Raw genomic sequence first — 25,838 nt, forward strand, 5'->3', positions numbered from 1 at the left:
CCCGGCCATGTGGTCGTCCCACCCTGCGTTGTTGCTCCCAAGGCGGCATTTTCACGCAGGCCACACCCCACCAGCCCGCGCCTCTACACTGCCCCCATGCGCACCCCTGCCCTGCCCCGCCGCCGTCTGCCCACCGGCATCCAGACCTTCGCCAAGCTGCGCGAAGCAGACTGCTACTACGTGGACAAGACCGGCATGGCGATCGACCTGATCGAGTCCGGCACGGCCTTCTTCCTCAGCCGCCCCCGCCGCTTCGGCAAGAGCCTGCTCGTGGACACCTTCAAGGAGCTGTTCGAGACCAACCGGGCGCTGTTCACTGGCCTGGCCGCCGAGTCGCGCTGGGACTGGTCGAAGCGCCATCACGTCCTGCGCATCGACTTCGGCCAGGGCGAGGTCCACAGCCCCGCCGAACTCGACCAGCGCCTGCACGAGTTGCTCGACGCGCACGCACGCCGGCTGGGCATCTCCTTCCACGCCGAATCGATCAGCGGCCGATTCGCCGAGCTGATCAGCGAATCCGCCCGGCTCGCCGGCCAGCGCACCGTCGTCCTCATCGACGAGTACGACAAGCCCATCCTCGACAACCTCGCCAACCGCGAAGTCGCCGCTGCGATGCGCGACGCGCTGCGCAGCTTCTATTCAGTCCTCAAGAGCGCCGACGCCGACCTGCGCTTCGTCTTCCTCACCGGCGTCTCCAAGTTCTCCAAGGTCAGCCTGTTCTCCGGTCTGAACCATCTGCAGGACATCACGCTGTCACCCCGCTGGAGCGCGCTGTGCGGCTACACCGACGAGGACGTGGACACCGTGTTCGCGCCTGAGCTGCCGGGGCTGGACCGCGAGCAGATCCGCCGCTGGTACAACGGCTACAACTGGCTCGGCACCTCCGTCTACAACCCCTTCGACCTGCTCCTGCTGTTCGAGAACCGCACATTCCAGCCCTACTGGTTCGAGACCGGTACGCCTACATTCCTCATCAAGCTACTGGCCGAGCGGCGCTTCTTCACCCCCAGACTCCAGCGGCTCCAGAGCAACCACGCCCTGCTGTCGAGCTTCGACGTGGACCAGATCGCCCCGGAGGCGCTGCTGTTCCAGGCCGGCTACCTGACGATCCACGAGGCCCGCGAACCGGTGCCAGGCAAATGGCTGTACCGGCTCGGCTACCCGAACCACGAAGTCGAGTCCAGCCTGAACGAGGCGCTGCTGCTGGCCTACGGCATTCCGGCGGAAGAGGCCGTGGATTCCCAGGCACGTCTGATCGAGATCCTGAAAGCCACTGACTTGCCCGCGCTAGAAGGGTTGCTCAAGGCCCTGTTCGCCAGCATCCCGCACGACTGGTACCGAAACAACCCCCTCGCCGGCTTCGAGGGCCACTACGCCAGCGTCTTCTACAGCCACTTCGCCGCGCTCGGGCTGGACATCCGGCTGGAAGACTCCACCAACCACGGCCGCATCGACATGGCCGTACTCTTCAACCGCCAAGTCTTCGTCTTCGAGTTCAAGGTCGTCGACCACGCCCAGGCCGCCAAGGGCGAGGCGCTGGCGCAGATCAAGGCCCAGGGCTACGCCGACAAGTACTGCGACCGAGGCGAGCCGGTCCACCTGATCGGCGTGGAGTTCAGCCGGGCGGCGCGCAACCTCGTTGGCTTCGAGGTCGAGACGCTACAGGGTTGAGGCCCACCAGTCGCCCGCCAGCGTCGCCTGCAGGTACGCGATGAAACTCGTCACCTTGGACGGCACGAACTTCGGCGACGGGAAGACGGCGTGGACCTCCTGCGCCGGCAAACCGTGGTCGCTCAGGATCGGCAGCACCACGCCGTCCGCCACGGACTGGTGGGCGACGTACCAGGGCAGCACCGCCAGCCCCATCCCCGCCCGCGCTGCCGCCAGCACCGCCGAGAGGTTGTTCGAGCGCAGCGCGCCCTGCACCGGCACCGACACTTCGCGCCCGTCCGGCGCCGTCAGGCTCCAGCGGTCGTCGCCCTGCACGCTGCTGTAGACGAGGCAGGCGTGCGCCGGCAGGTCGTCCGCCGTCAACGGGGTGCCCCGCGCGCGCAGGTAGTCGGGCGACGCGACCATCACCCACGGGTTCGTGCCCAGGTAACGCGCCCCGAGCGACGAATCCGCCAGCCGGCCCATGCGGATCGCCAGATCGACGCCCTGCGCGACCAGATCGGCATAGCGGTCGTCGAAGCTCAGGTCGATCGTCACCTGCGGGTGGGCCCGCATGTAGCGCAGCACCAGCGGCACCAGCACGCGCCGGCCAAAGGCGACCGAGGTGCTGATGCGCAAGGTGCCGCCGACGGCGCTCTGCAGCAGCGTGGCGAGGTGATCGGCCTCGTCCATCTCGCGGGCAATGCGCTTGCATTTTTCGTAGTAGAGCGCGCCGACCTCGGTGGGCGTCACGCCGCGGGTCGAGCGGTGCAGCAGCCGCGCGCCCAGCCGCTGCTCGGTGGCGGCGACCGACTTGGTGGCGGTGGGCTGGGTGATGCCGAGATCGGCCGCCGCCTTGCTGAAGCTGCCCGTCTCGACGATGCGGATGAAGAGCTGGATGCCGGTGATGCGGTCCATCGCCGTTCAGGCCAGCGCCTCGCGCACGAAGTCCAGGCGGTCCTGGCCGAAGTGCATCTCGTCGCCGACAAAGCAGGTCGGCGCGCCGAACACGCCCCGGGCCACCGACGCCTCGGTGTTGGCCACCAGTTGCGCCTTGACCTCGGCGTCACCGACCAGCGCCATGAAGGCGGCGGGATCGAAACCGGCGGCGGTGAGCACGGCAGCGACCTCGGCCGGATCGGACAGGTTGCGCGGCGCCACCCACATCGCGTGGAACACCGCGTCGACGTAGCGCGTGAAATCCGCCGGCTGGCGCAGCTGCAGGCCGACCGCGCCGCGCATCAGCGTCAGCGTGTTGACCGGGAAGTGCGGGTTGAAGGCGAAGGGCACGCCCCAGCGCCGCGCCCAGCGGGCGATGTCCTGCCCCATCCAGCGGCCCTTCGCGGCCACGCTGACGGGGCTGACGTTGCCGGCGGCCTTGAACACGCCGCCCAGCAGCATCGGGTGGTAGACCAGCTCGGCCCCGGTCTCGCGGGCGATGCGTGGCAGTTGCGTGTGCGCCAGGTAGGTGGTCGGGCTGCCGAAATCGAAGTGGAACTCGATGGTCTTCGGCTTCGGCTTGGTCACGGTGTCGGTCATGTCAGGTCTCCTGGGTGCAATCAGAACGTTTCCATCCACGGGCGCAGGTCCATCTCGTGGGTCCAGGCGCTGCGGGGCTGCCGGTGCAGTTGCCAATAGGCTTCTGCGATGTGCTCGGGGTCGAGGATGCCGGCCTGGTCCTTCAGCGCATAACGCTCGGGGAAATTCTGCGCGATGAAGGCGGTGTCAATGGCGTCACCGGCGCCGACCACGAGCACCGCTCTGGGGGCGTCAGCCAGGGGCTGGGGGCGGGGGTGGGACATGGCACAGATCTGCTCGCGTGGACATGCCGCTGCAGCGTAGGGCATCCGGGTCGCCCTGCTGTCGCGAGGGTGTCAGTGCCCGATACCATGTCCAATTTCCGGATCGTCCCGCCCCACCGCCCTCCCCCATGCCGATCACCAACGCACCTGCCTTCCTGCGCCGCCTCTTCGACGCCGCCATCGCCAGCGCCCAGCCGGCCCGGTGCATCCCGCCTTACCTGCCGGACCCGACCAGCGTGCGCGGCCGGCTGGTGGTGATCGGCGCGGGCAAGGCCTCCGCCGCGATGGCGCAGGCGGTCGAGCAGCACTGGCGCGGCCCGCTCACCGGCTTGGTGGTCACGCGCTACGGCTACAGCGTGCCCTGCGCGCACATTGAGATCGTCGAGGCGGCCCACCCGGTGCCCGACGAAGCCGGCCTGCGCGCCGCCGAGCGCCTGCTCCAGTTCGTCGGTGGCCTCACGGCGGACGACGTGGTGCTGTGCCTGATCTCGGGTGGCGGTTCCTCGCTGCTGCCGCTACCGCTGGACGGCGTGACGCTGGCCGACAAGCAGGCCATCAACCGCGCGCTGCTGGCCTCGGGCGCCACGATCACGGAGATGAACTGCGTGCGCCGCCACCTCTCGGCGATCAAGGGCGGCCGGCTTGCGGCGGCCTGCTATCCGGCACGGGTGCTGACGCTGCTGATCTCGGACGTGCCGGGCGACGACCCGATCGACATCGCCTCCGGCCCGACCGTGGCAGACCCGACGACCTGCGCCGACGCGCTCGACATCGTGCGGCGCTACGGCATCGCCTTGCCCGCAGCGGCGCGCGAGGTGCTGGAAAGCGGTCGGGGCGAGTCGATCAAGCCAGGGGATGTCCGGCTCGCGGGCGTCGAGACCCACATCGTCGCGGCGCCGCAGCAGGCGCTGGAAGCCGCGGCGGCCGTGGCGCGCGAGGCCGGCATCCCGGTGCACATCCTCGGGGACGCGATCGAAGGCGAAGCGCGCGACGTCGGCAAGGTGCTGGCGGGGCTGGCGCTGCAGGTGGCCGGGCGCGGGCAGCCGTTTGCCGCGCCCTGCGTGCTGCTGTCTGGTGGCGAGACGACGGTCACCGTGCGCGGCACCGGGCGCGGGGGGCGCAACGTCGAATGCCTGCTGTCGATGGGCATCGCGCTCGGTGGCCATCCGCGCATCCACGCGCTGGCGGGCGACACCGATGGCGTCGACGGGCAGGAGGAGATCGCTGGCGCCATCTGGCAGCCCGACACGCTGGCGCGGGCCTGGGCGCTGGGACTGCGTCCGAAGGACCGGCTGGCCGACAACGACGGCCACGGTTTTTTCGAAGCGCTGGGCGACCAGGTCGTCACCGGACCGACGCTGACGAACGTGAACGACTTCCGGGCCATCCTGATCAGCGACTGAGCGACTGAGCGACCGGCCGGAGGTGCACCGGAACCGGCAGGGCGGTGGCGAGGATTCAAGTCGGCTCGGCAGGAGTCGAAAACCTCGCCATCCCCCCTGCCGGAGCACTCCATGGCCCATCGTTCACACCCACACCCCCTGAAACTCGCCGCGCTGGTGTCCGCGCTGCTGCTCAGCCCGTGGGCTGCTGCCAGCGATGGCCACGCAGCTCCCGCGGCACCGGCCAAGCCGGCCATCGCCAAACCCGCTCCGCCCCCGGCCGCGGAGCCCGCGGCCCACGCCGCAGCGCCGGCCGCAGCCGCAGCGCCCGCCGCGCTGGCCTCGGACGAACTCGCCCGCCGCCTGCAGGAGCGCATCTCCCGCGTGCGCGCCGCCCAGGCGCAGGTCCACACACAGGCACCGCGCAAGCGCGCATCCGGTGGCCATAGGGCCGCGCACGCCGTGGATCCCCATGCCGCCGCCCCGGCCGTGACCATGGGCATCGTCAACGCCGCTGCGGCCGGACGCGCGCCGGATGGCCATGGCGCCCCGTCGGTGGAGGCCGCCGCCCATGCGGCACACGTCGCCCACTGGTCCTATGGCGGCGAAGGCGGCCCGGCGGAATGGGGCAAGCTGAAGCCCGATTTCTCCACCTGCTCCTCCGGCAAGCGCCAGAGCCCGATCGACATCCGCGGCGGCATCAAGGTCGAGCTGGAGCCGATCAAGTTCAACTACCGCCAGACCGGCTTCAACGTGCTGGACAACGGCCACACGGTGCAGGCTAACCTCGGCTACGGCAACAGCATCGAGGTCGCCGGCCGCCGCTACGACCTGGTGCAGTTCCACTTCCACCGCCCGTCCGAAGAGCGCATCAACGGCCGCCAGTTCGACATGGTCGCCCACCTGGTCCACAAGGATCCCGAAGGGCGTCTGGCGGTGGTCGCCGTGCTGATGGACCAGGGCAAGCAGCACCCGATGGTGCAGCTGGTCTGGAACAGCATGCCGCTGGAGAAGAACGACGAGCTGCAGTCGCCGGTGCCGATCGACATGAACCTGCTGTTGCCGGAAGACCGCCGCTACTACACCTACATGGGCTCGCTGACCACGCCGCCGTGCAGCGAAGGCGTGCTGTGGCTGGTGCTGAAGCAGCCGTCCCAGCTCTCGGCCGACCAGCTTGCCGTGTTCACCAAGCTCTACCCGATGAACGCCCGCCCCATCCAGCAGGCCAGCGGCCGGATGGTCAAGGAATCGAACTGAGCGTGCGCTCGGCGATCTCGGTCGCCAGCGCCAGCAGCGCGGCTTCGTCCAGCGCAGCCGCCTCGACCTGCACCGCAGTCCGCAGCCGCTGGTAGTTGCCGTTCTGCGACCGCAGGTAGAGCGGGTCGTAGTGCAACGCCATCAGCTCGGCAAACAGCGGGCGCAGTTCCCCGGCCACGGCCCAGGCCTGCCAGCGGGTGATCGTCTCGTTCGCCTGCAGGCCGTGCAGCTGGCCGAGCGTCTCCGCCAGCCGCGGGCCGTCATCGCCCAGATAGACGTAGTCGCGCAGCAGGTAGTCCAGCCGTGCCTCGGGCGAGGCAACGATCTCGATACAGGGACTGGCGCGCAGCCGCTCCAGCAGAGGCGTCGGCAGCGAGATCTGGCCGATCTTGCGGCTCTCCGCCTCCACGAACACCGGTCGGGCCAGATCAAACGACTCCAGCTGCAGGGCCAGTTGCGTCTCGAAGCGCTTCTGCGAAGGCTGCGGCGTGCCCGGCACCTTGCCCAGCACGGAGCCCTTGTGCACCGCCAGTCCCTCCAGATCCAGCACCTGCGCGCCTTGCGCCGACAGCGCGTGCAGCAGCGCGGTCTTGGCGCTGCCGGTCGGGCCGCAGAGCACGTGCAGCGGCAGTTGCGGCGCGATCGCCTCGATTTGCGCGATCACGTGGCTGCGGAAGCGCTTGTAGCCGCCGGCGAGCTGCTGCGCATCCCAGCCGACCAGGCGTAGCCACTGCACCATCGAGCCGCTGCGCAGGCCGCCGCGCCAGCAGTAGACCAGCGGACGCCAGGTGATCGGCTTGTCCGCGAACTGTTCGCGCAGGTGTCGGGCCAGATTGACCGCCACCATCGCACCACCGACACGCCGGGCCTCGAAAGCGCCCTGCTGCTTGTAGAGCGTGCCGACGATGCGGCGCTCGTCGTCGTCCAGCACGGGGCAGTTGATGGCGCCGGGCAGGTGGTCGAGCGCGAACTCGGCGGGCGAGCGGGCGTCGATGACGGTGTCGAAGGCGGGGATCTGGTCGATGCCGACGGGGCGGTTGTGGCTCATTTCAGCAGCACCGTGCCGACACCGGCCGGGCGGATCAGGAATTGCGGGCTGCTCGTGGCGGTGAGGGCAAAGGTGCCGGAGCGGGTGGTGGAGGTGCCGGCGAACGCGGTGCGGTGGGCCACTGTCGTGCCGGCGGTACGAACTGTCACCGGCAACGTGCCCTGCGGCGCCCAGAAGACGGTGATGCGCTTGCGCTTGCCGTCGGCCGGATCAAGGTAGTCGCATTCGACGGTGTAGAGCTTGGTGGGGCGGTAGAGGATCCACTGGTCGGTCAGGCGCTTGGCCCAGTCGGTGACCTTCACGTCGCCGCTGACCAGCTTCCAGTTCGTGCCCCGAATCACCAGCGGCGCCAGTGCCTTCATCGGCGCATAGGCGGGCTTGTCCACCAGCGATGCCGTGACCGCGCCGAACGTGCCTTCACGCCCGCTGAGCGGCTGGTTGGCGAACTCGTAGAACCACACGCCCTTCACATACGGCAGCGTGCGGTAGAGCAAGGCCATGCGCTGCAGGTAGTCGGCCTGCAACGCTTCGCTGATGGCCTGGCCGCTGGAGGTGATGGTGGGGATGCCGGTCTCGGTGAGATAGAAGTCCTTGGGCGACGCGGCGTAGGCGGGCGACTGTGTCATCAGCCAGTGGCGGCCGGTGACGAGTCCGCTGTAGAGCCGCTCGGGGATGGCCACGGGGTCGTAGTCGGCGTAGGGGTGGATGCCCAGACCGTCAATCAGCGACAGGTTGCCGCCCAGGCGCTTGACGTGGGCGAGCTGGTCGATGAGCCAAGGCCAGCACATGCCGTAGGGCAAGGTCGCGCTGGCCGTGCAGTCCGCGAGTCCTGCAGTGAGGAGCCGGGCTTGTGGGGCACGGGTGCGCAGGTCGGCGGCCACGGAGAGGTAGAGCCGGGCGTAGGTGTCGCCATCGCGCGCCAGCGTGTAGTTCGGCATGGCGCGGTCCAGGTGGAAGCCGCCGTTCCACTCGTTGCCGATCTGGTACAGCCCCTGGCCCGGCCGGCGGGCGAGCTGCTGCTGGGCGTAGGTGCGGAAACCTTTGGCGTAGGTCTGGAACACCGAGCCGGCAGCAGCGGGGTTGGCGGTGATGTCCTGGGTGGCCTGCTGCCAGTAGAGGTTGTTCTCGAAGCCGAGGATCTGCAGCCCCGCGAGGCCCGCAGGGCGGAGCCGGTCGCGCACCTGGGCCACTGCGGCATCGAGGTCGGCGCCGTAGCGGAAGACACCCGGGGCGCCGTACTCCGTCCAGCCCCACTCCTCCGCGTCGCGGTAGGTGTTGGCGCCGGTGGCGATCAACCGGGTCACCAGCGTCGGCAGGGTGCCGTACTGGTACGTGGACGCGAGGTGGGTGTTCCAGCCGTAGAGGAACGTCGCAGGGGACGGAAGCGGCGTGACGGTCTGCGCCGACGCCACGGCGGCGAGCCACGGGAACAGCAATGCGACGAGGGTACGGCGGGTCGGATGGTTCATGGCGTGGCAGGCAGAATGCGGAATTGCTGATTGTCCCTCACCGCTGCCATGACATCCCCTGCTGTTACCCCCACGCCGCTCCAGACTGCACCCGCCCTCACCCAGCTCGCCCACGGCGGCGGCTGCGGCTGCAAGATCGCCCCGGGTGTGCTCAGCGACATCCTGGCGCGCAACACGCCGGGCCTGATCCCGCCGGAGCTGATGGTCGGCATCGAGACCAGCGACGACGCCGCTGTCTGGCGCCTCAACGACGAGCAGGCGCTGGTGGCGACCACCGACTTCTTCACCCCGATCGTCGACGACCCCTACGACTTCGGCCGCATCGCTGCGACCAACGCGCTGTCGGATGTCTACGCGATGGGGGGACGTCCGATCATGGCGCTGGCCATCGTCGGGATGCCGATCAGCAAGCTCTCGCCGGAGGTGATCGGCCGCATCCTGGAAGGCGGCGCCAGCGTGTGCCGCGAGGCGGGCATCCCGATCGCGGGCGGGCATTCCATCGACGTGGTCGAACCGATCTACGGGCTGGTGGCGCTGGGGCTGGTCCACCCGAAGCGCGTGCGGCGCAACGCCGATGCGCAGGCCGGCGATGTGCTGGTGCTGGGCAAGCCGCTGGGCGTGGGCGTGCTGTCGGCGGCGCTGAAGAAGGGCCTGCTGGACGCGGACGGCTACGCCGAGATGCTGCGCCACACGACGCAGCTGAACCGCGTCGGCGCCGACCTCGCCGGGCTGGACGCCGTCCATGCGATCACCGACGTGACCGGCTTCGGCCTGGCCGGGCACCTGCTGGAGATCTGCCGCGGCTCGAAGCTGGCGGCCGAAGTGCGCTGGGACGCGCTGCCGCTGATCGCCAGCGCGGTCGGCCATGCACAGAACGGCATCTGGACCGGCGCCTCGACGCGCAACTGGGCCAGCTACGGCGCCAGCGTCACCCTGCCCGACGGCTTCCCGGACTGGCAGCGCGCGCTGGTCACCGATCCGCAGACCAGTGGCGGGCTGCTGGTGAGCGTGTCGGCGGACGGCGTGGACGCGGTGCTGGCGATGTTCCGCGAGGCCGGCTTCGGCGAGGCGGCGGTCGTTGGGAGCTTGTCCAGCGGACATGCCGGAATAAACGTAGCCTGAAGCAGGCAGGTCTCATTGAACAAAAATAAAATAGCACGGGGATTCCATTGAGCGCAATCACATTCACCGACCGCGAACTGAAACGCGCTTGGCGAGAGCTGTCTGCTATTGCTACTCCGATCGCCAATACCGCACGCAAAAACCCACACCGCTTGCTGCTGTTCTACGCCGTTGAATGCGGCTTAAAGGCAGTTTTGCTCAAACGACAAAGCCGCACACAGTTCAGTCGAGACGACATTGAAAAAACCGGGCACGATCTGCGGAAAATACTAAAAATTCTTAACGCAGGATCCAGTCTTTCTTTGCCGAGTAGCTTGAAACTTTCTCCGATGGCAATGCCAAACGGGGCGAACCATCCGCGCAACGGCGACATCAGTATACTGCATCAAGCATGGCGCTATGGCGGAACATGCACTGAACCCACCGACCAAGATTGCGAACACCAGCTGCAGAAGGTACTCGAGTGGATTAACGGAGAACTCAAATGAACCTGCACACTACAGATCGCTTGCTGACTTGGCTAGATGTGGAACGGCTACTCAAGCAGCACACAGCGCTATGGACCCGATTGCCTGAAGGGATCATTGGTCTAGATTGCTTTTCCAGCGGTGTGGACATTCGCCATGCCAACGATGCTACGCAGGTGGATGACTGGCTCGGCGATATTTTTGGCCATGCTTATCAACGCGAAGACCGTGTGATCCGCTTGCGCATCGACCAAGCCACTTATCCGGTGACGCTGCTGCAAGAAGTCGATACTGCAGCGCAGCCCGTGGAACAGAACTACCCTCTGTGGCGGGATGTCACGTACCTGCCAATCGATGCGATCGACGCCGCAGGGAACTTCTCGGAAAATCATCAAAACCAGCCGCGATCCATAAACCACCCACCGGCTTGGGAAGCAGGCCCAGACCTGGTTTCCTTCCACTCGTTCAAGGGCGGCGTTGGGCGCACCACCGCTCTAATGACATATGTGGCAGCCTGTATGCAGGAGTCGAGCACAGGGCCAAAAAAGATCTTGGTAGTGGACGCCGATTTGGAAGCTCCTGGTGTCAGCTTCTGGCTGGATGAAGCTAACCGGCCAACCGTGTCGTTCGTCCATCTGCTAGAAGCCCTTCACTACCCGCCTACCGGGTTAGTGGATGCATCACTGGATTTCTTCGCACAAGAATTGCGCAAGACTTCTCTTAGCGTCAATGGCATGCAACGCGAGCTATTCGTCTTGCCGGCGGCACTGGACCTGTCCGAGATTCAAGACATGCCCGTCACACCAGAACACTTGGCCCGCAATCCAGGCAACCCCTGGCAATTATCCGATCACCTGCATGCACTGGGCCGACGTCTAGGGGTGGACGCAGTTTTCATTGACTTGCGGGCAGGTTTGAGCGAATTGGCTAGCCCGATTCTGTTTGACCCTCGAGTAGATCACTTCTTTGTCAGCACGGTGGCTCCGCAATCAGTCAAGGGGATGGAGGAAGTGTTGCGCCGCCTTTATGCCTTCAACCGCCGACTGCCTGCAGAACAAAAAGAAGACGCACGGCCAACGGTGGTACTGAGCCTGCTGACCAAGGAACTCCGTGATGCTGGGCACTACGAACGGGCATTGAGGGTGCTCGGGGCGGCCTACCCCACAGACGATGCGCTAACACCCGGAGTGCAGTGGCTGGAGGCGGAGTTCCTCAGCAGCCTGATGTCGATTGGCTCCGTGCGGGATGCACTGGACATGTTGCCCATGTCAAGCCGCCTGTTCAACAGCGCGAGCGAATGGGCCTCGGCGCTCTACGCAGCACCCGCATCAATCCCCCCACCAACAACATACGCCACCACTGTCTCTGCTCCACAACAGACACCGGCGATGAAGCTCCGCGATATCTGCACAAGCGCCGAGTTTGCAGACAGCAGCGCCCCAAGCACCATTCTGGCCACGGAGCCTCTGTTAAATCTTGGAAAACACTATGCGAACGATTTGCCGAATATCTTGATGATTGGGGCAAAGGGAGCAGGCAAAACATTCACCTTTCGCCAAGTAGTCACCTCGATAACATGGTCGAATTTTTTAGGCAAGCTGGGATTTTCTGCCCGCAGCACAACAGATGCAGCCATCTTTCCAGTCCTCTGGTCCGACAACATACCAGACACGCCCGACGGAGAAATAAAGACCGCGCAACGCCACGCGATTAATCCGATCAAAGGTAAAAATGGCGGCAAAGACTCCCTTATTTTAGGCACCGCAGTTCGAAGGATGATCGAAGAGGCAATCAATAACCCTCCTAGCCACTGGGATGACTTCTGGGATGAGATCATCACCCGTCAGTTCGGCGTTTACCCAGATGGCTTGGGCGCCTTGAACAAGAAGTTGATTGAAAATTCAACTCGCATCGTGCTCGTTTTTGACGGGATCGAAGATGCGTTCAAAGATGCCACTGAGATTTGTGCTGCGGGGGCCATCCAATCCCTGCTGAGGCTGCCCAACCGCATCAGCGAGCTTGATGACCGGCAAATTGGTGTCATTGTCTTTGTGAGGGCTGACTACGTTCAGGCCACGATCCGTCAAAATCTAGGTCAATGGCAACAGCGGTTCCTGCCATTTCGACTGCAATGGAATCCAGAGAGCTTCTTACGTCTAGCGTTCATGCTGAGTTGTCAGGCGGGCATCCATACACAAGACCCAAAAACGGCGGAATCTCTGCGGATCGAGGAACTAAAATTCGAGTTAGAAAAACTATGGGGCAAAAAGCTCGGCACCGAGAAATCAAAAGAGGCATACTCTGCGCGATGGGTTTATTCTGCCCTGTGCGACCTGAAAGGCAATGTACAGGCCCGTGATTTGGTTCGTTTCCTGAAATTCGCTGCAGAAAAGGAATCATCACGCACAGGGCAGGCATGGGATCGCGTACTCGCCCCAGAATCAATGCGCCAAGCAATTCCACTGTGCAGCAAAGAAAAAGTTGACGAGGCCAAAACAGAGATTGCGCCATTAAGAAAGTGGATGGCACTCATACAAGACAACAGCGTTCGCAACCTCAAAGTACCATTCAGCGCGGAACAAGCTCAGCTTGATGCTCCGTTATTGAGTGCATTACAAGAGATTGGCGTCATCTATGAAGACACCGATGGAAACCTGGGTGAAGAGAGATTATTCCTACCCGAGATCTACCGATACGGCCTGGGCTTTGAAACTTCAGCGGCCGGTCGTCCTCGCACCCAGGCATTATTGAAAAAAAATATCGGCACTATTCCGCTGTGACTCACACATTCCCCATGATTTCCTACCCGAACTACTGACCATGTTCACCGGCATCGTCCAATCCATCGCCACCGTCGCGGCCATCACCGACCGCCCCGGCCTGCGCAGCTTCACGCTCGCCTTCCCGCCCGGCTTCCTGGAGGGCCAGGACATCGGCGCCAGCGTCGCCTGCGACGGCACCTGCCTGACCGTCACGCAGCACCGCGATACGCTGCATGCCGACTTCGACGTCATGCAGCAGAGCCTGAACCTCACCACGCTCGGCACGCTCCAGGTCGGCAGCCGGATCAACGTCGAGCGCGCGGCCCGCGACGGCGTGGAGATCGGCGGCCATCCGCTGTCGGGCCACATCGATTTCCAGGCAACGCTCGCCGGGATCCGCCAGCCCGAGAACAACCATGTCCTGCGCATCGCGGTGCCGGCGCCGTGGATGCGCTACGTGTTCCCGAAGGGCTACATCGCCATCAACGGTGCGAGCCTCACCATCGCCGAAGCCGACCGCCAAGCCGGCTGGTTCGAGGTGTGGCTGATCCCCGAGACGCTGCGCCAGACCACCTTCGGCGACAAGCAGGTGGGGGACGCGCTGAACATCGAGATCGAGCGGCAGACGCAGGTGCTGGTAGACACCGTGCGCGACACGCTGGAAGAGAAACTCGGGCCGCTGCTGCCCGCCCTGAAAGACCTGCTGCGCGAACGCGGCGTGGAGATCGACGCATGAGCCAGAACACCCCGACCCCGAACGACACCCAGGTCATCGCCGACACCGTCGAGTGGCTCGAAAAAGCCGTCATCGGCCTGAACCTGTGCCCCTTCGCCAAGGCGGTGCATGTGAAGGAGCAGATCCGCTACGTGGTCAGCGCGGCGACCACGCCGGAGGCGCTGCTGGAAGACCTGGTGAAGGAGCTGGAGCTGCTGGCCGAGGCCTCGCCCGAGAAGATTGAGACCACGCTGCTGATCCACCCGCAGGTGCTCGGCGACTTCATGGACTACAACGATTTCCTCGACGTGGCCGATGCGGCGGTGGAAGAACTGCAGCTCGACGGCATCCTGCAGGTCGCCAGTTTCCACCCCGACTACCAGTTCGACGAGACCCACATCGACGACATCGAGAACTTCAGCAACCGCGCGCCCTACCCCACGCTGCACCTGCTGCGCGAGGACAGCATCGACGCCGCGGTGGCCGCCTTCCCCGATGCGGAGGACATCTACGAGCGCAACATCGAGACGCTCAAGGCACTCGGACATGCCGGCTGGAAGCGCCTGTTCACACGCTGAACCCGGTGTTCCAACAGCGGTAAGTGCGCGCTGCAATTGAATAAATCGACTGGTACCCGCGCTTATCCCTGTTTCACGCTGCTTGCAGATGCCGTTAGACTGCGCTCCCGACACACCCCCGGACGGAGATCGACATTGATTGCACGCACCGTGAAAGTCCCCCTGCATTGCCTGAGCCTCGCCCTCGCGCTGACCACTTTGGTGTTCAGCAGCCACGCCGCAGAGGAACAAGCCACCAGCGAGGCTCCACGGTCACCGACCGCAGCAGCCGCAGCAGAGCTGCCTGAGCGGGCGGCCTCCGCCGCGACGCCGTTCGAGCGCCTGGTCGAGCGCCCCATCGGACGTGTCACCAGCGCGGCCGGCGCAGTGGTCACGGGCGCGGCGACCGCCGCCACGAACGTCGCCACCACCGCGGCCAACACAGCCACCCATGCCGCCGTGGACGCCGCCACCGCCGCGACAGCGGCCGTGTTCAGCGTCGCCAATGTCGCCACCTCCACCGCGGTGAACGCCGCCACAGCCGCCGCCACGCTGTTCCAGACCGGCCGCGTGTCGTTCTATGCCGACAAGTTCCACGGCCGCCCGACGGCCAGCGGCGCGCTCTACAACGCCGAGGAGATGACGATGGCGCACCGCACGCTGCCCATCGGCACCAAGGTGATGATCACCAACACCACCAACCAGCGCAGCGTGGTCGTGACCGTGAACGACCGTGGTCCGTTCACGGGCGGCCGCGTCGCCGATCTGTCACGCGCGGCGGCCGAGAAGCTCAACATGATCCGCGTCGGCATCGCCGAGGCGACGCTGCACGTGCTGCCGAACTCCGGCAACAAGCAGGACAGCAAGACCAAGGTCCGCTGACCTGCCACCGCGTGGCCGGTGTTCAGCCGCGCCGCGCCAGCAAGGCCCGCGCCACCCGCGAACCCGACACCCGCCCGAGTTCCGCGCTGATCCAGGCGCCGCAGTCGACCAGCGCGTCCAGATCGATGCCCGTGCTGGCACCCAGACCGTGCAGCAGCCAGACGAGGTCCTCGGTGGCGACATTGCCGGTCGCGCCCTTGGCGTAGGGACAGCCGCCCAGCCCGGCCACCGAGCTGTCGAACACCCGCACCCCCATCGCGTAGCTCGCGTAGACGTTGGCCGCGCCCATGCCGTAGGTGTCGTGGAAATGGCCGGCCAGCAAGGCCATCGGCACCCGCGCCGCCACGGCATCAAGCATGCGGCCGACGCTAGCCGGGTTGCCCACGCCGATCGTGTCGCCCAGCGACACCTCGTAGCAGCCCAGATCGCGCAGCCGCCAGGCGATCTCGGCAACGGCCTGTGGCGCGATGGCCCCTTCGTAGGGACAGCCGACCACACACGAGATGTAGCCCCGCACGCGCACGCCAGCCGCCTGCGCCGCCGCCATGATCGGCTCGAAGCGGGCCACCGACTCGGCGATCGAGCAGTTGATGTTCTTCTGCGAGAAGGCCTCGGACGCCGCGGCAAACACCGCCACTTCCTTGGCGCCCGCCGCGACTGCGGCCTCGAAGCCCTTGAGGTTCGGCGTCAGCACCGGGTAGTTCACGCCCGGAAATTCGGTCTCGGACGGCAGGCCGGCCATCACCTCGGCGTGGTCGGCCATCTGCGGCACCCACTTCGGCGAGACGAAGGACGTCGCTTCGATGTCCTTCAGACCGGCCGCGGCGAGGCGTCGGATCAGCGCCAGCTTGGTGGCGGTGGGGATGGGCTGCGGCTCGTTCTGCAGGCCGTCGCGCGGACCGACCTCGACGATGCGGACCGTCTCGACGGGGTTCATGGCTGCACCTCGGCTTCGAAATCCACCAGATCGACCCCGTCCGTCACCTGATCGCCCGCCGCGAAATGGAAGGCCTTCACCAGCCCCTTGGCCGGCGCGCTGATGGTGTGTTCCATCTTCATGGCTTCGAGCACCAGCAGCGGCGCGCCCTTCTCGACCACGCTGCCCGCGGTGGCGATCAGCGCGATCACCTTGCCGGGCATCGGTGCCTTGAGTCCGCCCGCATGGTCGTCGCCACCACCGCCCGCGCTGAGCGCGCCCACGACGGTGACCGGCCACGAGCGGCCCTCGAAGAACACCTGTCGTTTCTCGCCGCTGGTGACGACGGCTGCGCTGACCCGGCGCTCGCCGAGCTGCGCGTGGACCGTGCCGCTCGGGCCGAACTGGCCGCGCACGGTCAGCGACTGGCCACCGATCGTCAGTGCATGGCCGCCGCTGACGTAGGCGACACCGATCGGCTGCACCTCGTCGCCGAAGCGCAACGTCAGCGTGCGCTGCGTGGTCGAGTTGAGCCGCCAGCCATCGAGCACGGACCACGGCGAATCGTCGCGCACGCCTTGCGCCTCGCGCTGCAGTTCGGCGAGCGCAGCCAGCGCCCAGACCGCCTGCGGCACGGGCTGCGGCGCGGGGAACAGCACGGCGTTCTCGCGCTCGATCAGCGCCGTGTCCAGATCGGCATTGGCAAACGCGGGCGCCGTCACCAGCCGCTGCAGGAACTCGACGTTGTTCGACACACCCACCACGCGGTACTGCGCCAGCGCCGCCCGCATCCGCGCCAGTGCCCGCGGCCGGTCGCGGTCCCAGACGATGAGCTTGGCGATCATCGGGTCGTAGTGCGGCGAGATCTCGTCGCCCTGCTCGACGCCAGTGTCGACGCGCACATGGTCGTTCTCCGCGGGCGGCACCAGATGCACGAGGCGGCCGGTGGACGGCAGGAACCCGCGGTCCGGATCTTCCGCGTAGATGCGGGCCTCCAGCGCGTGGCCGTCGAGCGTGAGCTGCTCCTGGCGCAGCGGCAGCGGCTCGCCGGACGCCACGCGCAGTTGCCATTCCACGAGGTCCAGCCCGGTGATCATCTCGGTGACCGGGTGCTCGACCTGCAGCCGGGTGTTCATCTCCATGAAGTAGAACGAGCCGTCCTGGTTGGCGATGAACTCGACCGTGCCGGCGCCGACGTAGCCGACCGCCTTGGCCGCCTCCACCGCCGCCTGGCCCATCGCGGCGCGGCGCTCAGGGGTCATGCCGGGCGCGGGCGCTTCTTCCAGCACCTTCTGATGTCGGCGCTGCACCGAGCAATCGCGCTCGAACAGGTAGACGCAGTCGCCCTGCGTGTCGCCGAAGACCTGGATCTCGATGTGGCGCGGCCGGAGCACGTACTTCTCGACCAGCACGTGCTGGTCACCGAAGGCGTTGATCGCCTCGCGCTGGCACGAGGCGAGCGCGGATTCGAAGTCCTCCGCACGGTCGACGCGGCGCATGCCCTTGCCGCCGCCGCCCGCGCTGGCCTTGATCAGCACCGGATAGCCGATGTTGGCGGCCTGTTCGGCGAGGAAGGCCGGCTCTTGCCGGTCGCCGTGGTAGCCCGGCGTCAGCGGGACACCGGCCTTGTCCATCAGCGCCTTGGCTGCGGACTTGCTGCCCATCGCCCGGATCGCCGACGCTGGCGGGCCGATGAAGACGATGCCCGCCTCGGCGCAGGCGTCGGCGAAGGCGTCGTTTTCGGACAGGAAGCCGTAGCCGGGGTGGACCGCCTGCGCACCCGTGGCGCGGGCGACTTCGAGGATCTTGTCGGCGCGCAGGTAGCTCTCGCGCGCGGCGGCCGGTCCGATGCGCACCGCCTCGTCGGCCAGTCGGACATGGCGGGCATTGGCGTCGGCGTCGGAGTACACCGCGACGGTCGCGATGCCCATGCGGCGTGCCGTCTTGATGACGCGGCAGGCGATCTCGCCGCGGTTGGCGATCAGGATCTTGGTGAACATGTCAGTGTCCCGTCGAGGGGTTCGGTGCAGGCGCGGAAACCATCCACGCAGGCGGTCGTTTGTCGAGGAAGGCGCTCAAGCCCTCACGCGCTTCCGGCGTGGCGCGCAGCGTGGCAATGCGGCGGGCGGTGTCGTCCACCACGTCATCGGTCACCGGCTTGTTCGCAACCGCCCGAATCAGATCGGTCGCCGCCGCCTGCGCGTTCGGACCGCCGGCCAGCAACGCCTCGACTATCGCCTCGACCTGCGGGTCCAGCCCGCCTTCGCTGTCGGTGACCTCGTGGGCCAAGCCGATCTCGCGAGCACGCGCCGCGGAGATGCGCTCGGCGGTCTGGAAGTAGCGGTAGGCCTGCCGCTCGCCGATGGCGCGGATCACGTAGGGGCTGATGGCGGACGGGATGATCCCGAACTTGACCTCGGAGGTCGCGAACACGGCCCGGTCGCTCGCCACGCAGATGTCGCAGGCGGCGGCCAGTCCCATGCCGCCACCGAGGGCGGCGCCGTGGACACGGGCAATCGTCGGCTTGGCCAAGGTGGACAGCGTGCGGAACAGCTCGGCGAGGCGGCGCGCGTCGGCGAGGTTCTCGTCCACAGACGCCGCGCCCTGGCGCTGCATCCACGTCAGGTCGGCGCCGGCCGAAAAGCTCTTGCCCTCGCCGGCCAGCACGATCACGCGCACGGCGGGGTCGGCATCCAGCGCCAGCAGCGTGGCGGTCAGCTCGGCGATCAGTGTTTCGTCGAAGGCGTTGTGGACGGCGGGTTTGGCCATCCAGACCCAGGCGACGCACTGCGCTGCGTCGCCACGCCGATCGATCTTCAAGGTGTTCAAGGTGGTCAAGGTGGTCATCGTCATCGCTGTGGCCTCACATGCGGAACAAGCCGAACTTGGTCGGCTCGATCGGCGCATTCAGCGACGCCGACAGCGACAGCCCCAGCGTGCGCCGCGTCTGCGCCGGATCGACCACGCCGTCGTCCCACAGGCGGGCGGTGGCGTAGTACGGATGGCCCTGGTCCTCGTACTGCTGGCGGATCGGCGCCTTGAACGCGGCCTCATCGTCCGCGGACCACGCGCCGCCCTTGCCCTCGATGCCGTCGCGCTTGACGGTGGCGAGCACGCTCGCGGCCTGTTCCCCGCCCATCACGCTGATGCGCGAGTTCGGCCACATCCACAGGAAGCGCGGCGAATACGCCCGGCCGCACATGCCGTAGTTGCCCGCGCCGAAGGAGCCGCCGATCAGCACCGTGAGCTTGGGCACCTGGGCCGTGGCGACCGCCGTGACCATCTTGGCGCCGTCCTTGGCGATGCCGGCGCTCTCGACCTTGCGACCCACCATGAAGCCGGTGATGTTCTGGAGGAAGACCAGCGGGATGTTGCGCTGCGCACAGAGTTCGATGAAGTGCGCGCCCTTCTGCGCCGACTCGCCGAAGAGGATGCCGTTGTTGGCGATGATCCCGACCGGCATCCCGTGCAGGTAGGCGAAGCCGGTGATCAGCGTCGTGCCGTAGCGGGCCTTGAACTCGTCGAAGCGCGAGCCGTCCACGACGCGGGCGATGATCTCGCGCACGTCGTAGGGCTTGCGCGGGTCGGCGGAGACGATGCCGTAGATCTCTTCCGGGTCGTACAGCGGCGCTTCGCTCGGGGCCAGCACGAGCTGCGACGGCTTGCGGCGGTTCAGGTTCGCGACGATGCGGCGGCAGATGAACAGCGCGTGGCTGTCGTTCTCGGCCAGGTGGTCGGCGACGCCGGAGACGCGGGTGTGGACATCGCCGCCGCCCAGGTCTTCGGCGCTGACCACTTCGCCGGTCGCGGCCTTCACCAGCGGTGGGCCGCCCAGGAAGATCGTGCCCTGGTTCTTGACGATGATCGTCTCGTCGCTCATCGCCGGGACATACGCGCCGCCTGCGGTGCAGGAACCCATCACGACGGCGATCTGCGCGATGCCCATCGCCGACATCGTGGCCTGGTTGAAGAAGATGCGGCCGAAGTGGTCGCGGTCGGGGAAGACCTCGTCCTGCTTCGGCAGGAAGGCGCCACCAGAGTCGACGAGGTAGATGCACGGCAGGTGGTTCTGCATCGCGATCTCCTGCGCGCGCAGGTGCTTCTTGACCGTCATCGGGTAGTAGGTGCCACCCTTCACCGTCGCGTCGTTGGCGACGATCATGCATTCGACGCCCTGCACGCGGCCGATGCCGGCAATCATCCCGGCGGCCGGCGCGTCGTTGTCGTACAGGCCGAGTGCGGCGAGCTGGCCGATCTCCAGGAAGGGCGTGCCGGGGTCGAGCAACTGGTCCACGCGCTCGCGGGGCAGCAGCTTGCCGCGGGCCGCGTGCTTGGCGCGGGCCGAGACACCGCCGCCGAGGGCCACCTTCGCGGCCTGCACGCGCAGGTCCTCGACCAGGGCTTTCATGTGGGCCGCGTTGGCGCGGAACTCGTCCGAGCGCGGATTGATCTTGCTTTGAAGGGCTTGCATGGTGTCGCTCGGCTCGGGCTCAGCAGGTTTCGTTGAACAGCTCGCGGCCGATCAGCATCCGGCGGATTTCGCTGGTGCCGGCGCCGATCTCGTAGAGCTTGGCGTCGCGCCAGAGGCGGCCGGTGGGGTACTCGTTGGTGTAGCCGACGCCGCCGAGTGCCTGGATCGCCTCGCCCGCCATCCACGTCGCCTTCTCGGCGGTGTAGAGGATCACGCCGGCCGCGTCCTTGCGCAGCGTGCGGCTGTGGTCGCCGCGGTCACAGGCGCCGGCCACCGCGTAGCCATAGGCGCGGCAGGCCTGGAAGGTCGAGTACATGTCCGCCAGCTTGCCCTGCATGAGCTGGAACTCACCAATCGACTGGCCGAACTGCTTGCGCTCGTGGACAAAGGGCACGACCACGTCCAGGCACGCCGCCATGATCCCGAGCGGCCCGCCCGACAACACGATGCGCTCGAAATCGAGGCCCGACATCAGCACCTTGGCGCCGTTGCCCTCGCCGCCGAGCACGTTTTCTTCCGGCACTTCGCAGTTGTCGAAGAACAGCGGCCACGTGTTCGAGCCGCGCATCCCGAGCTTGTCGAGGTGGTGGCCGTGCGTGAAGCCGGCCATGCCCTTCTCGACGATGAAAGCCGTCATGCCGCGGGCGCCCATTTCTGGCTCGGTCTTGGCGTAGACCACCAGCGTGTCGGCGTCGCCCCCATTGGTGATCCACATCTTCGAGCCGTTGAGCACGTAGCGGTCACCGCGCTTCTCCGCCTTGAGCTTCATGCTGACCACGTCCGAGCCCGCGCCCGGCTCGCTCATCGCCAGCGCGCCGATGTGCTCGCCGCTGATGAGCTTGGGCAGGTACTTGCGCTTCTGGGCGTCGGTGCCGTTGCGGTTGATCTGGTTGACGCACAGGTTGGAGTGCGCGCCGTAGCTGAGGCCGACCGAGGCGCTGGCGCGGCTGATCTCCTCCATCGCGACCATGTGGGCGACGTAGCCCATGTTCATGCCGCCGTATTCCTCGGCGACGGTCAACCCGTGGACGCCGAGGTCGCCGAGCTTCTTCCACAGCGCGTGCGGGAAGAGGTTGTCGCGGTCGATGTCGGCGGCACGCGGGGCGATCTCGTGCTGGCTGAAGTCGCGCACGGCATCGCGCAGGGCGGCCACGTCGTCGCCAAGGGGGAACTGGAAAGTGGATTCGAACATGGTGGTTTCCTGGTCAGGCGGTCTTGTCTTCGGCACGCTGCAGCGCTTCGGTCATGGCGCGGCGCATCAGGTACTTCTGCACCTTGCCGGTGATGGTCATGGGCATTTCGGCGACGTCCACGAAGCGGATGTGGCGCGGCACCTTGTAGTGGGCGATCTGGTCGCGGCAGAAGGTCTGGATCTCCTCGGCGGTGCTGGTCTCGCCCGGCCGCAGCACGATCCACGCGCAGACCTCCTCGCCGTACTTCTGGTCTGGCACGCCGAAGACCTGCACCGACTGCACCTTCGGGTGGCGGAACAGGAACTCCTCGATCTCGCGCGGGTAGACGTTCTCGCCGCCGCGGATCAGCATGTCCTTCACGCGGCCGACGATGTTGCAGTAGCCCTCGGCGTCGATGGTGGCGAGGTCGCCGGTGCGCATCCAGCCACCGTCGACGATGGCCTCGCGGGTCTTGGCTTCGTCGCCCCAGTAGCCCTGCATCACGAGGTAGCCGCGCGTCCACAGCTCGCCCGGCGTGCCGACCGGGACGGTGTTGAACTCGGCATCGACCACCTTCGCCTCGACGTGCGGCTGCACGCGGCCGACGGTCGTCACGCGGCGGTCGAGCGGATCGTCGGCGCTGCTCTGGAACGACACCGGGCTGGTCTCGGTCATGCCGTAGGCGATAGTGATCTCGGCGAGGTGCATCTGCGCGACGACCTTCTTCATCGTCTCGATCGGGCACGGCGAGCCGGCCATGATCCCGGTGCGCAGGCGGCTGAGGTCGAAGGTGGCGAAATCCGGGTGGTCCAGCTCGGCGATGAACATGGTCGGCACGCCGTGCAGCGCGGTACACCGTTCCTCCGACACGGCGGCCAGCGTCGCCCCCGCGTCGAAGATCTCGCCGGGGAACACCATCGCCGCCCCGCTCGACACGCAGGCCAGCACCGCCAGCACCATGCCGAAACAGTGGTACAGCGGCACGGGAATGCAGAGCTTGTCCGCGTCGGTCAAGCGCATCGCCGCCGCGACCGCCAGGCCGTTGTTGACGACGTTGTGGTGCGTCAGCGTCGCGCCCTTGGGGTGGCCGGTGGTGCCGCTGGTGAACTGAATGTTGATCGCATCCAAACAGCCGAGCGTGGCCTCGATCGCGTCCAGCGCCGCCACATCGACGGCTTCCGGCGCCGCCAGCACATCGGCGTAGCGCAGCATCCCCGGCGTCTGGCCATCGCCCATGCGGATGATGAAGTCGAGCGCCGGCAGCTTCGGCGCCACCGTCTGCAGCATCGCCAGGTAGTCCGCCGTGCGCAGCCGCTCCGCCGCGACCACCGCCCGGCAGCCCGACAACTGCAGCGCATATTCCAGCTCCGACAGCCGGTACGACGGGTTGATGTTGACCAGCACGATCCCGACGCGGGCGGTGGCGAACTGCGTGACCAGCCACTCGACGCGGTTCGGGGACCAGATGCCCAGACGCTCTCCACGGCGCAGGCCCAGCGCGAGCAGGCCCGCCGCCAGCCGATCGACCTCGACCGAGAACTGGCGCCAGGTCCAGCGCACGCCCTGCTCGCGGAAGACGACGGCCTCGCGGTCGCCGAAGCGCGCCACGGTGTCCGCCAGCCACTGCGGAATCGTCCGCGCCGACAAGGGCGTGTCGACCGGGCCGCGCACATGGCTCAGTCCATTCAGGGGCACGGTGCCCGGCATTGCTTCCGTCATGTCTCACTCCACGTTCGATTCTGTATTGAGTGTTACTCAATATGGTCTGAATCCGCGTAAACCCTTGGCGGATGCAAGCCCAGATCACGGCGCTGCATCGGCGTGCGTAGCATAGGCTATCCAGAAGTCGGGCGCAAGTTATTGAGTAATACTCAACTTCTGTGCAGCCATCGGCGAACCCACTAAGATCGCGCCATGACGCACGCCCTCCCCGACACCGACGATCCGCGCAGCGCGCAGCGCCGCGGCCCCGCCAGCGCCAAGTCCGAGCAGCGCATCCGCGACCTGCTGCGCGTCGGCCGCGAGGTCTTCGCGGAAAAAGGCTACGAGCGCGCGACGACCACCGAGATCGCCCAGCGCCTGGGCATCAGCGAGGCGACGGTCTTCACATACTTCCGCGGCAAGCGCGAGCTGTGCGTGCGGGTGATCAGCGACTGGTACGACGAGATCATCGCGACGATGGAGTCGGGCCTGCCGCGCGAGCAGCCGATCCGGGCGCAGCTGCACTACCTGATCCAGACGCACCTGCGGCTGTTCCTGGTGCAGGGCACGGGGCTGTGCGCGCTGGTGCTGTCGGAGGGGCGCTCGAAGGGCCAGGAGCTGGGCGAGAGCTTCCTGCCGCTGCAGCGCCGCTACACCGCGCCGCTGATGGACCTGCTCGCCCGCGGGCAGGCATCCGGCGAGTTGCGCCGGGATGTGCCGCTGCGGCTGCTGCGCTCGATGGTGCTCGGGCCGATGGAGCACATCCTGTGGGAGGCGGTCGCGCAGGACAAGGCGACCGACATCGATGCGGTGTCGACCGATCTGGTCGCGCTGCTGTGGTCGGCCATGCAGGCGCCGGACGCCGAACTCGCGGCACTGCGCCGGATGCGCAACGAACTGGCCGACGCGCTGGCGCGCACCGGCGCGGTCACTTGAAGCGCCGCCGCCTCCACCGCAGCCGGCGCGTCGCGGCCTACCTCTGGGTGGCGCCGGTGACGCTGGTCGGGCTGGTGCTGGCGCTGGTCGCGCTGGCCGGCGGGGGGCAGGCGCGGTGGGTCGAGGGCCAGCTCGAAGTCGCGGGCGCGCGCAGGCTGCGCAGCTTCGGGCGCTGGCCGCAGGTACGCCACTTCGGCGCGATCACGCTTGGCCACGTCATCCTCGGCCGTGACCACGCCACGCTCGCCCGCTGGCGCCGCCACGAGCAGGTGCATGTGCGGCAGTACGAGCGCTGGGGGGTGCTGTTCTGGCCGCTCTATCTGGCGGCCAGTGGCTGGTGCTGGCTGCGTGGCCGGGACGCCTACCTCGACAACCCCTTCGAGATCGAGGCCCGCCAGACGGACGGCGCCTGAATCGGGGACGGCCGCAGCGGACCGCTCCCGGGCGAGGCCAGCAGCCGCTCTAGCCCCCACCCGGCCAGCAGCGCCAGGCCCCACGCCACGAGCAAGCCGACCAGGTGCATCTCTGGCGAGGCGGGCCACAGGCGGTAGACCACCGCGCCCACCACCAGCATCACCGGGTAGTGGAGCAGGAAGACGGTGTAGGAGATGCGGGACAGGAAGGCCAGCAGCCGCTGCAGCGGTCCCGCCCGGAGCCAGCGCCAGCTGCGGCCGACATCCAGCGCCAGCACCAGCGCGACAGTGCCCGCCAGGGCCAGCCGACTGCGCCACTCCACCAGCAGCGCCAGCCCGGTCAGCAGCACGATGAGCGTGGTCCACCACACCCGGTGGGGTGTGGCCTGCGCCCACTGCGCCAGGATGCCCAGGCCGTAGGCGCCGAAAAAATAGGGTGCCCAGATGTCGAGTGTCCGGTCACGGTTGAACACCAGCAGCGCGCCCGCGGTCAGCAGCAGCACGGCCAGCGCCGTGGCAGTCCCCCGCCAGGCCCCGTCGCCCACCCGGACGGCCCGCCCCGCACACAGCAATGCCAGCAGCGCGTAGAGCTGCAGGTCGATCGCCACATACCAGAGCCCGGCCGACAGCGCCGGCTCGCCCAGCACATCCTGCAGCATCAGCGCATTGGCGATGAACTGCCCGGCGGTCGGCGCCTCGGGGATGTCCGGGTACTCGCCCAGCGCCCGCGCGAAGAACGCACAGGCCACCGCCGCCAGCAAGGCGACCGCATACGGTGGTACCAGGCGCTGCAGCCGCCGCCACAGCGTGCGGGGCAAGGCAGCGGGAAAGCGGCCGACCGGGGCATCCGGGGTGGGCAGCATTCCACGGGCGGCGAGGAACCCGCCGATCACCAGGAAGACCTGCACGGCCAGCCGGGCCTGGTCGACCAGCCATTCCCGCAGGTCGCCCGCGAGCATGCCGGCGACATCGGACATCGGCCCGTAGAGCGCCAGGTGGTGCAGGACGATGAGTTGAGAGGCGACTGCCTTGCCCAGATCGACCATCGGCAGCGATGGTCCTTGAGGGTTCCGGTTTGAAAACTGCATCGCCGGCATCCTAGCCGGCGACGCTTGC

The 25,838-nt window shown here is 67.2% G+C and carries 23 protein-coding genes; 11 read left to right on the forward strand and 12 right to left on the reverse strand.

From position 1 onward, the window contains the following. Positions 1-96 precede the first annotated feature (96 nt). Positions 97-1,671: an ATP-binding protein gene (locus AABN02_RS15275; RefSeq protein ID WP_338415784.1), complete on the forward strand. Its 1,575-nt coding sequence runs from the start codon at positions 97-99 to the stop codon at positions 1,669-1,671. On the opposite strand, the gene AABN02_RS15280 is transcribed toward AABN02_RS15275, so the two are convergent. Genes AABN02_RS15280 through AABN02_RS15290 form a run of 3 tightly spaced genes read right to left on the reverse strand, consistent with a single transcriptional unit; the run spans position 1,660 to position 3,452 of the window. Beyond that, complete coding sequence (locus AABN02_RS15280; protein ID WP_338415785.1) at positions 1,660-2,568, reverse strand: LysR family transcriptional regulator; 909 nt, start codon at positions 2,566-2,568, stop codon at positions 1,660-1,662. The genes AABN02_RS15275 and AABN02_RS15280 overlap by 12 nt on opposite strands. 6 nt (positions 2,569-2,574) lie before the next feature. Next, positions 2,575-3,189: a 2-hydroxychromene-2-carboxylate isomerase gene (locus tag AABN02_RS15285; protein ID WP_338415786.1), complete on the reverse strand. Its 615-nt coding sequence runs from the start codon at positions 3,187-3,189 to the stop codon at positions 2,575-2,577. A gap of 20 nt (positions 3,190-3,209) precedes the next feature. Next, a complete protein-coding gene (locus tag AABN02_RS15290; RefSeq protein WP_338415868.1) occupies positions 3,210-3,452 on the reverse strand; it encodes a hypothetical protein in 243 nt (80 codons plus the stop codon). Between the two features lie 128 nt (positions 3,453-3,580). Between AABN02_RS15290 and AABN02_RS15295 the strand changes: the two genes are divergently transcribed. After that, positions 3,581-4,855, forward strand: a complete 1,275-nt coding sequence (locus AABN02_RS15295) for a glycerate kinase (RefSeq protein WP_338415787.1) — start codon at positions 3,581-3,583, stop codon at positions 4,853-4,855. 111 nt (positions 4,856-4,966) lie between these two features. Continuing rightward, positions 4,967-6,091, forward strand: coding sequence for a carbonic anhydrase family protein (locus AABN02_RS15300; protein WP_338415788.1), 1,125 nt, complete (start codon positions 4,967-4,969; stop codon positions 6,089-6,091). Here the strand turns inward: AABN02_RS15300 and mnmH are convergent. Beyond that, positions 6,075-7,139: a tRNA 2-selenouridine(34) synthase MnmH gene (mnmH, locus tag AABN02_RS15305; protein WP_338415789.1), complete on the reverse strand. Its 1,065-nt coding sequence runs from the start codon at positions 7,137-7,139 to the stop codon at positions 6,075-6,077. The genes AABN02_RS15300 and mnmH overlap by 17 nt on opposite strands. Further along, positions 7,136-8,608: a hypothetical protein gene (locus AABN02_RS15310; protein WP_338415790.1), complete on the reverse strand. Its 1,473-nt coding sequence runs from the start codon at positions 8,606-8,608 to the stop codon at positions 7,136-7,138. Before AABN02_RS15310 ends, mnmH begins: the two co-directional genes overlap by 4 nt. A 48-nt stretch (positions 8,609-8,656) precedes the next feature. Between AABN02_RS15310 and selD the strand changes: the two genes are divergently transcribed. From selD to AABN02_RS15340, 6 genes are all read left to right on the forward strand, one after another. Beyond that, on the forward strand, positions 8,657-9,730 hold the full coding sequence (selD, locus tag AABN02_RS15315; protein WP_338415791.1) for a selenide, water dikinase SelD: 1,074 nt from the start codon (positions 8,657-8,659) through the stop codon (positions 9,728-9,730). A 47-nt stretch (positions 9,731-9,777) separates the two neighbouring features. After that, positions 9,778-10,218 carry a hypothetical protein gene (locus AABN02_RS15320; RefSeq protein WP_338415792.1) on the forward strand — a complete coding sequence of 147 codons (441 nt, stop codon included), beginning with the start codon at positions 9,778-9,780 and terminating at the stop codon, positions 10,216-10,218. Next, positions 10,215-12,977, forward strand: coding sequence for a hypothetical protein (locus tag AABN02_RS15325; protein ID WP_338415793.1), 2,763 nt, complete (start codon positions 10,215-10,217; stop codon positions 12,975-12,977). Before AABN02_RS15320 ends, AABN02_RS15325 begins: the two co-directional genes overlap by 4 nt. 40 nt (positions 12,978-13,017) lie before the next feature. Then, positions 13,018-13,695: a riboflavin synthase subunit alpha gene (locus AABN02_RS15330; protein ID WP_338415794.1), complete on the forward strand. Its 678-nt coding sequence runs from the start codon at positions 13,018-13,020 to the stop codon at positions 13,693-13,695. Further along, on the forward strand, positions 13,692-14,252 hold the full coding sequence (locus AABN02_RS15335; protein ID WP_338415795.1) for a DUF1415 domain-containing protein: 561 nt from the start codon (positions 13,692-13,694) through the stop codon (positions 14,250-14,252). Before AABN02_RS15330 ends, AABN02_RS15335 begins: the two co-directional genes overlap by 4 nt. Before the next feature lie 150 nt (positions 14,253-14,402). After that, entirely contained in the window at positions 14,403-15,113 is a 711-nt protein-coding gene (locus tag AABN02_RS15340; protein ID WP_338415796.1) for a septal ring lytic transglycosylase RlpA family protein, read from the forward strand. Between the two features lie 22 nt (positions 15,114-15,135). Here the strand turns inward: AABN02_RS15340 and AABN02_RS15345 are convergent, their stop codons facing one another. Genes AABN02_RS15345 through AABN02_RS15370 form a run of 6 tightly spaced genes read right to left on the reverse strand, consistent with a single transcriptional unit; the run spans position 15,136 to position 23,391 of the window. After that, positions 15,136-16,050, reverse strand: coding sequence for a hydroxymethylglutaryl-CoA lyase (locus AABN02_RS15345; protein ID WP_338415797.1), 915 nt, complete (start codon positions 16,048-16,050; stop codon positions 15,136-15,138). Beyond that, positions 16,047-18,029 (reverse strand): acetyl/propionyl/methylcrotonyl-CoA carboxylase subunit alpha, encoded by a 1,983-nt coding sequence (locus tag AABN02_RS15350; protein ID WP_338415798.1) that lies wholly within the window; start codon positions 18,027-18,029, stop codon positions 16,047-16,049. The genes AABN02_RS15345 and AABN02_RS15350 overlap by 4 nt, the downstream gene beginning before the upstream one ends. A gap of 1 nt (position 18,030) precedes the next feature. Beyond that, positions 18,031-18,876, reverse strand: coding sequence for an enoyl-CoA hydratase/isomerase family protein (locus AABN02_RS15355; protein WP_338415799.1), 846 nt, complete (start codon positions 18,874-18,876; stop codon positions 18,031-18,033). A 16-nt stretch (positions 18,877-18,892) separates the two neighbouring features. Then, positions 18,893-20,500 (reverse strand): carboxyl transferase domain-containing protein, encoded by a 1,608-nt coding sequence (locus AABN02_RS15360; protein WP_338415800.1) that lies wholly within the window; start codon positions 20,498-20,500, stop codon positions 18,893-18,895. A gap of 19 nt (positions 20,501-20,519) precedes the next feature. Next, on the reverse strand, positions 20,520-21,692 hold the full coding sequence (locus AABN02_RS15365; RefSeq protein ID WP_338415801.1) for an isovaleryl-CoA dehydrogenase: 1,173 nt from the start codon (positions 21,690-21,692) through the stop codon (positions 20,520-20,522). Positions 21,693-21,705: 13 nt separating this feature from the next. Continuing rightward, complete coding sequence (locus AABN02_RS15370) at positions 21,706-23,391, reverse strand: AMP-binding protein (protein ID WP_338415802.1); 1,686 nt, start codon at positions 23,389-23,391, stop codon at positions 21,706-21,708. A 195-nt stretch (positions 23,392-23,586) separates the two neighbouring features. Between AABN02_RS15370 and AABN02_RS15375 the strand changes: the two genes are divergently transcribed. Together AABN02_RS15375 and AABN02_RS15380 are read left to right on the forward strand one after the other, a co-directional pair. Further along, positions 23,587-24,309: a TetR/AcrR family transcriptional regulator gene (locus AABN02_RS15375; protein WP_338415803.1), complete on the forward strand. Its 723-nt coding sequence runs from the start codon at positions 23,587-23,589 to the stop codon at positions 24,307-24,309. Continuing rightward, on the forward strand, positions 24,306-24,722 hold the full coding sequence (locus AABN02_RS15380) for a signal peptide prediction (protein ID WP_338415804.1): 417 nt from the start codon (positions 24,306-24,308) through the stop codon (positions 24,720-24,722). Before AABN02_RS15375 ends, AABN02_RS15380 begins: the two co-directional genes overlap by 4 nt. Here AABN02_RS15380 and AABN02_RS15385 read toward each other — a convergent pair. Further along, positions 24,671-25,768: an acyltransferase family protein gene (locus AABN02_RS15385; RefSeq protein WP_338415805.1), complete on the reverse strand. Its 1,098-nt coding sequence runs from the start codon at positions 25,766-25,768 to the stop codon at positions 24,671-24,673. The two genes, AABN02_RS15380 and AABN02_RS15385, sit on opposite strands and share 52 nt — an antisense overlap. Positions 25,769-25,838: the final 70 nt, after the last annotated feature.

Source organism: uncultured Sphaerotilus sp. (genome assembly GCF_963924895.1).
Classification (GTDB): Bacteria; Pseudomonadota; Gammaproteobacteria; order Burkholderiales; family Burkholderiaceae_C; genus Sphaerotilus.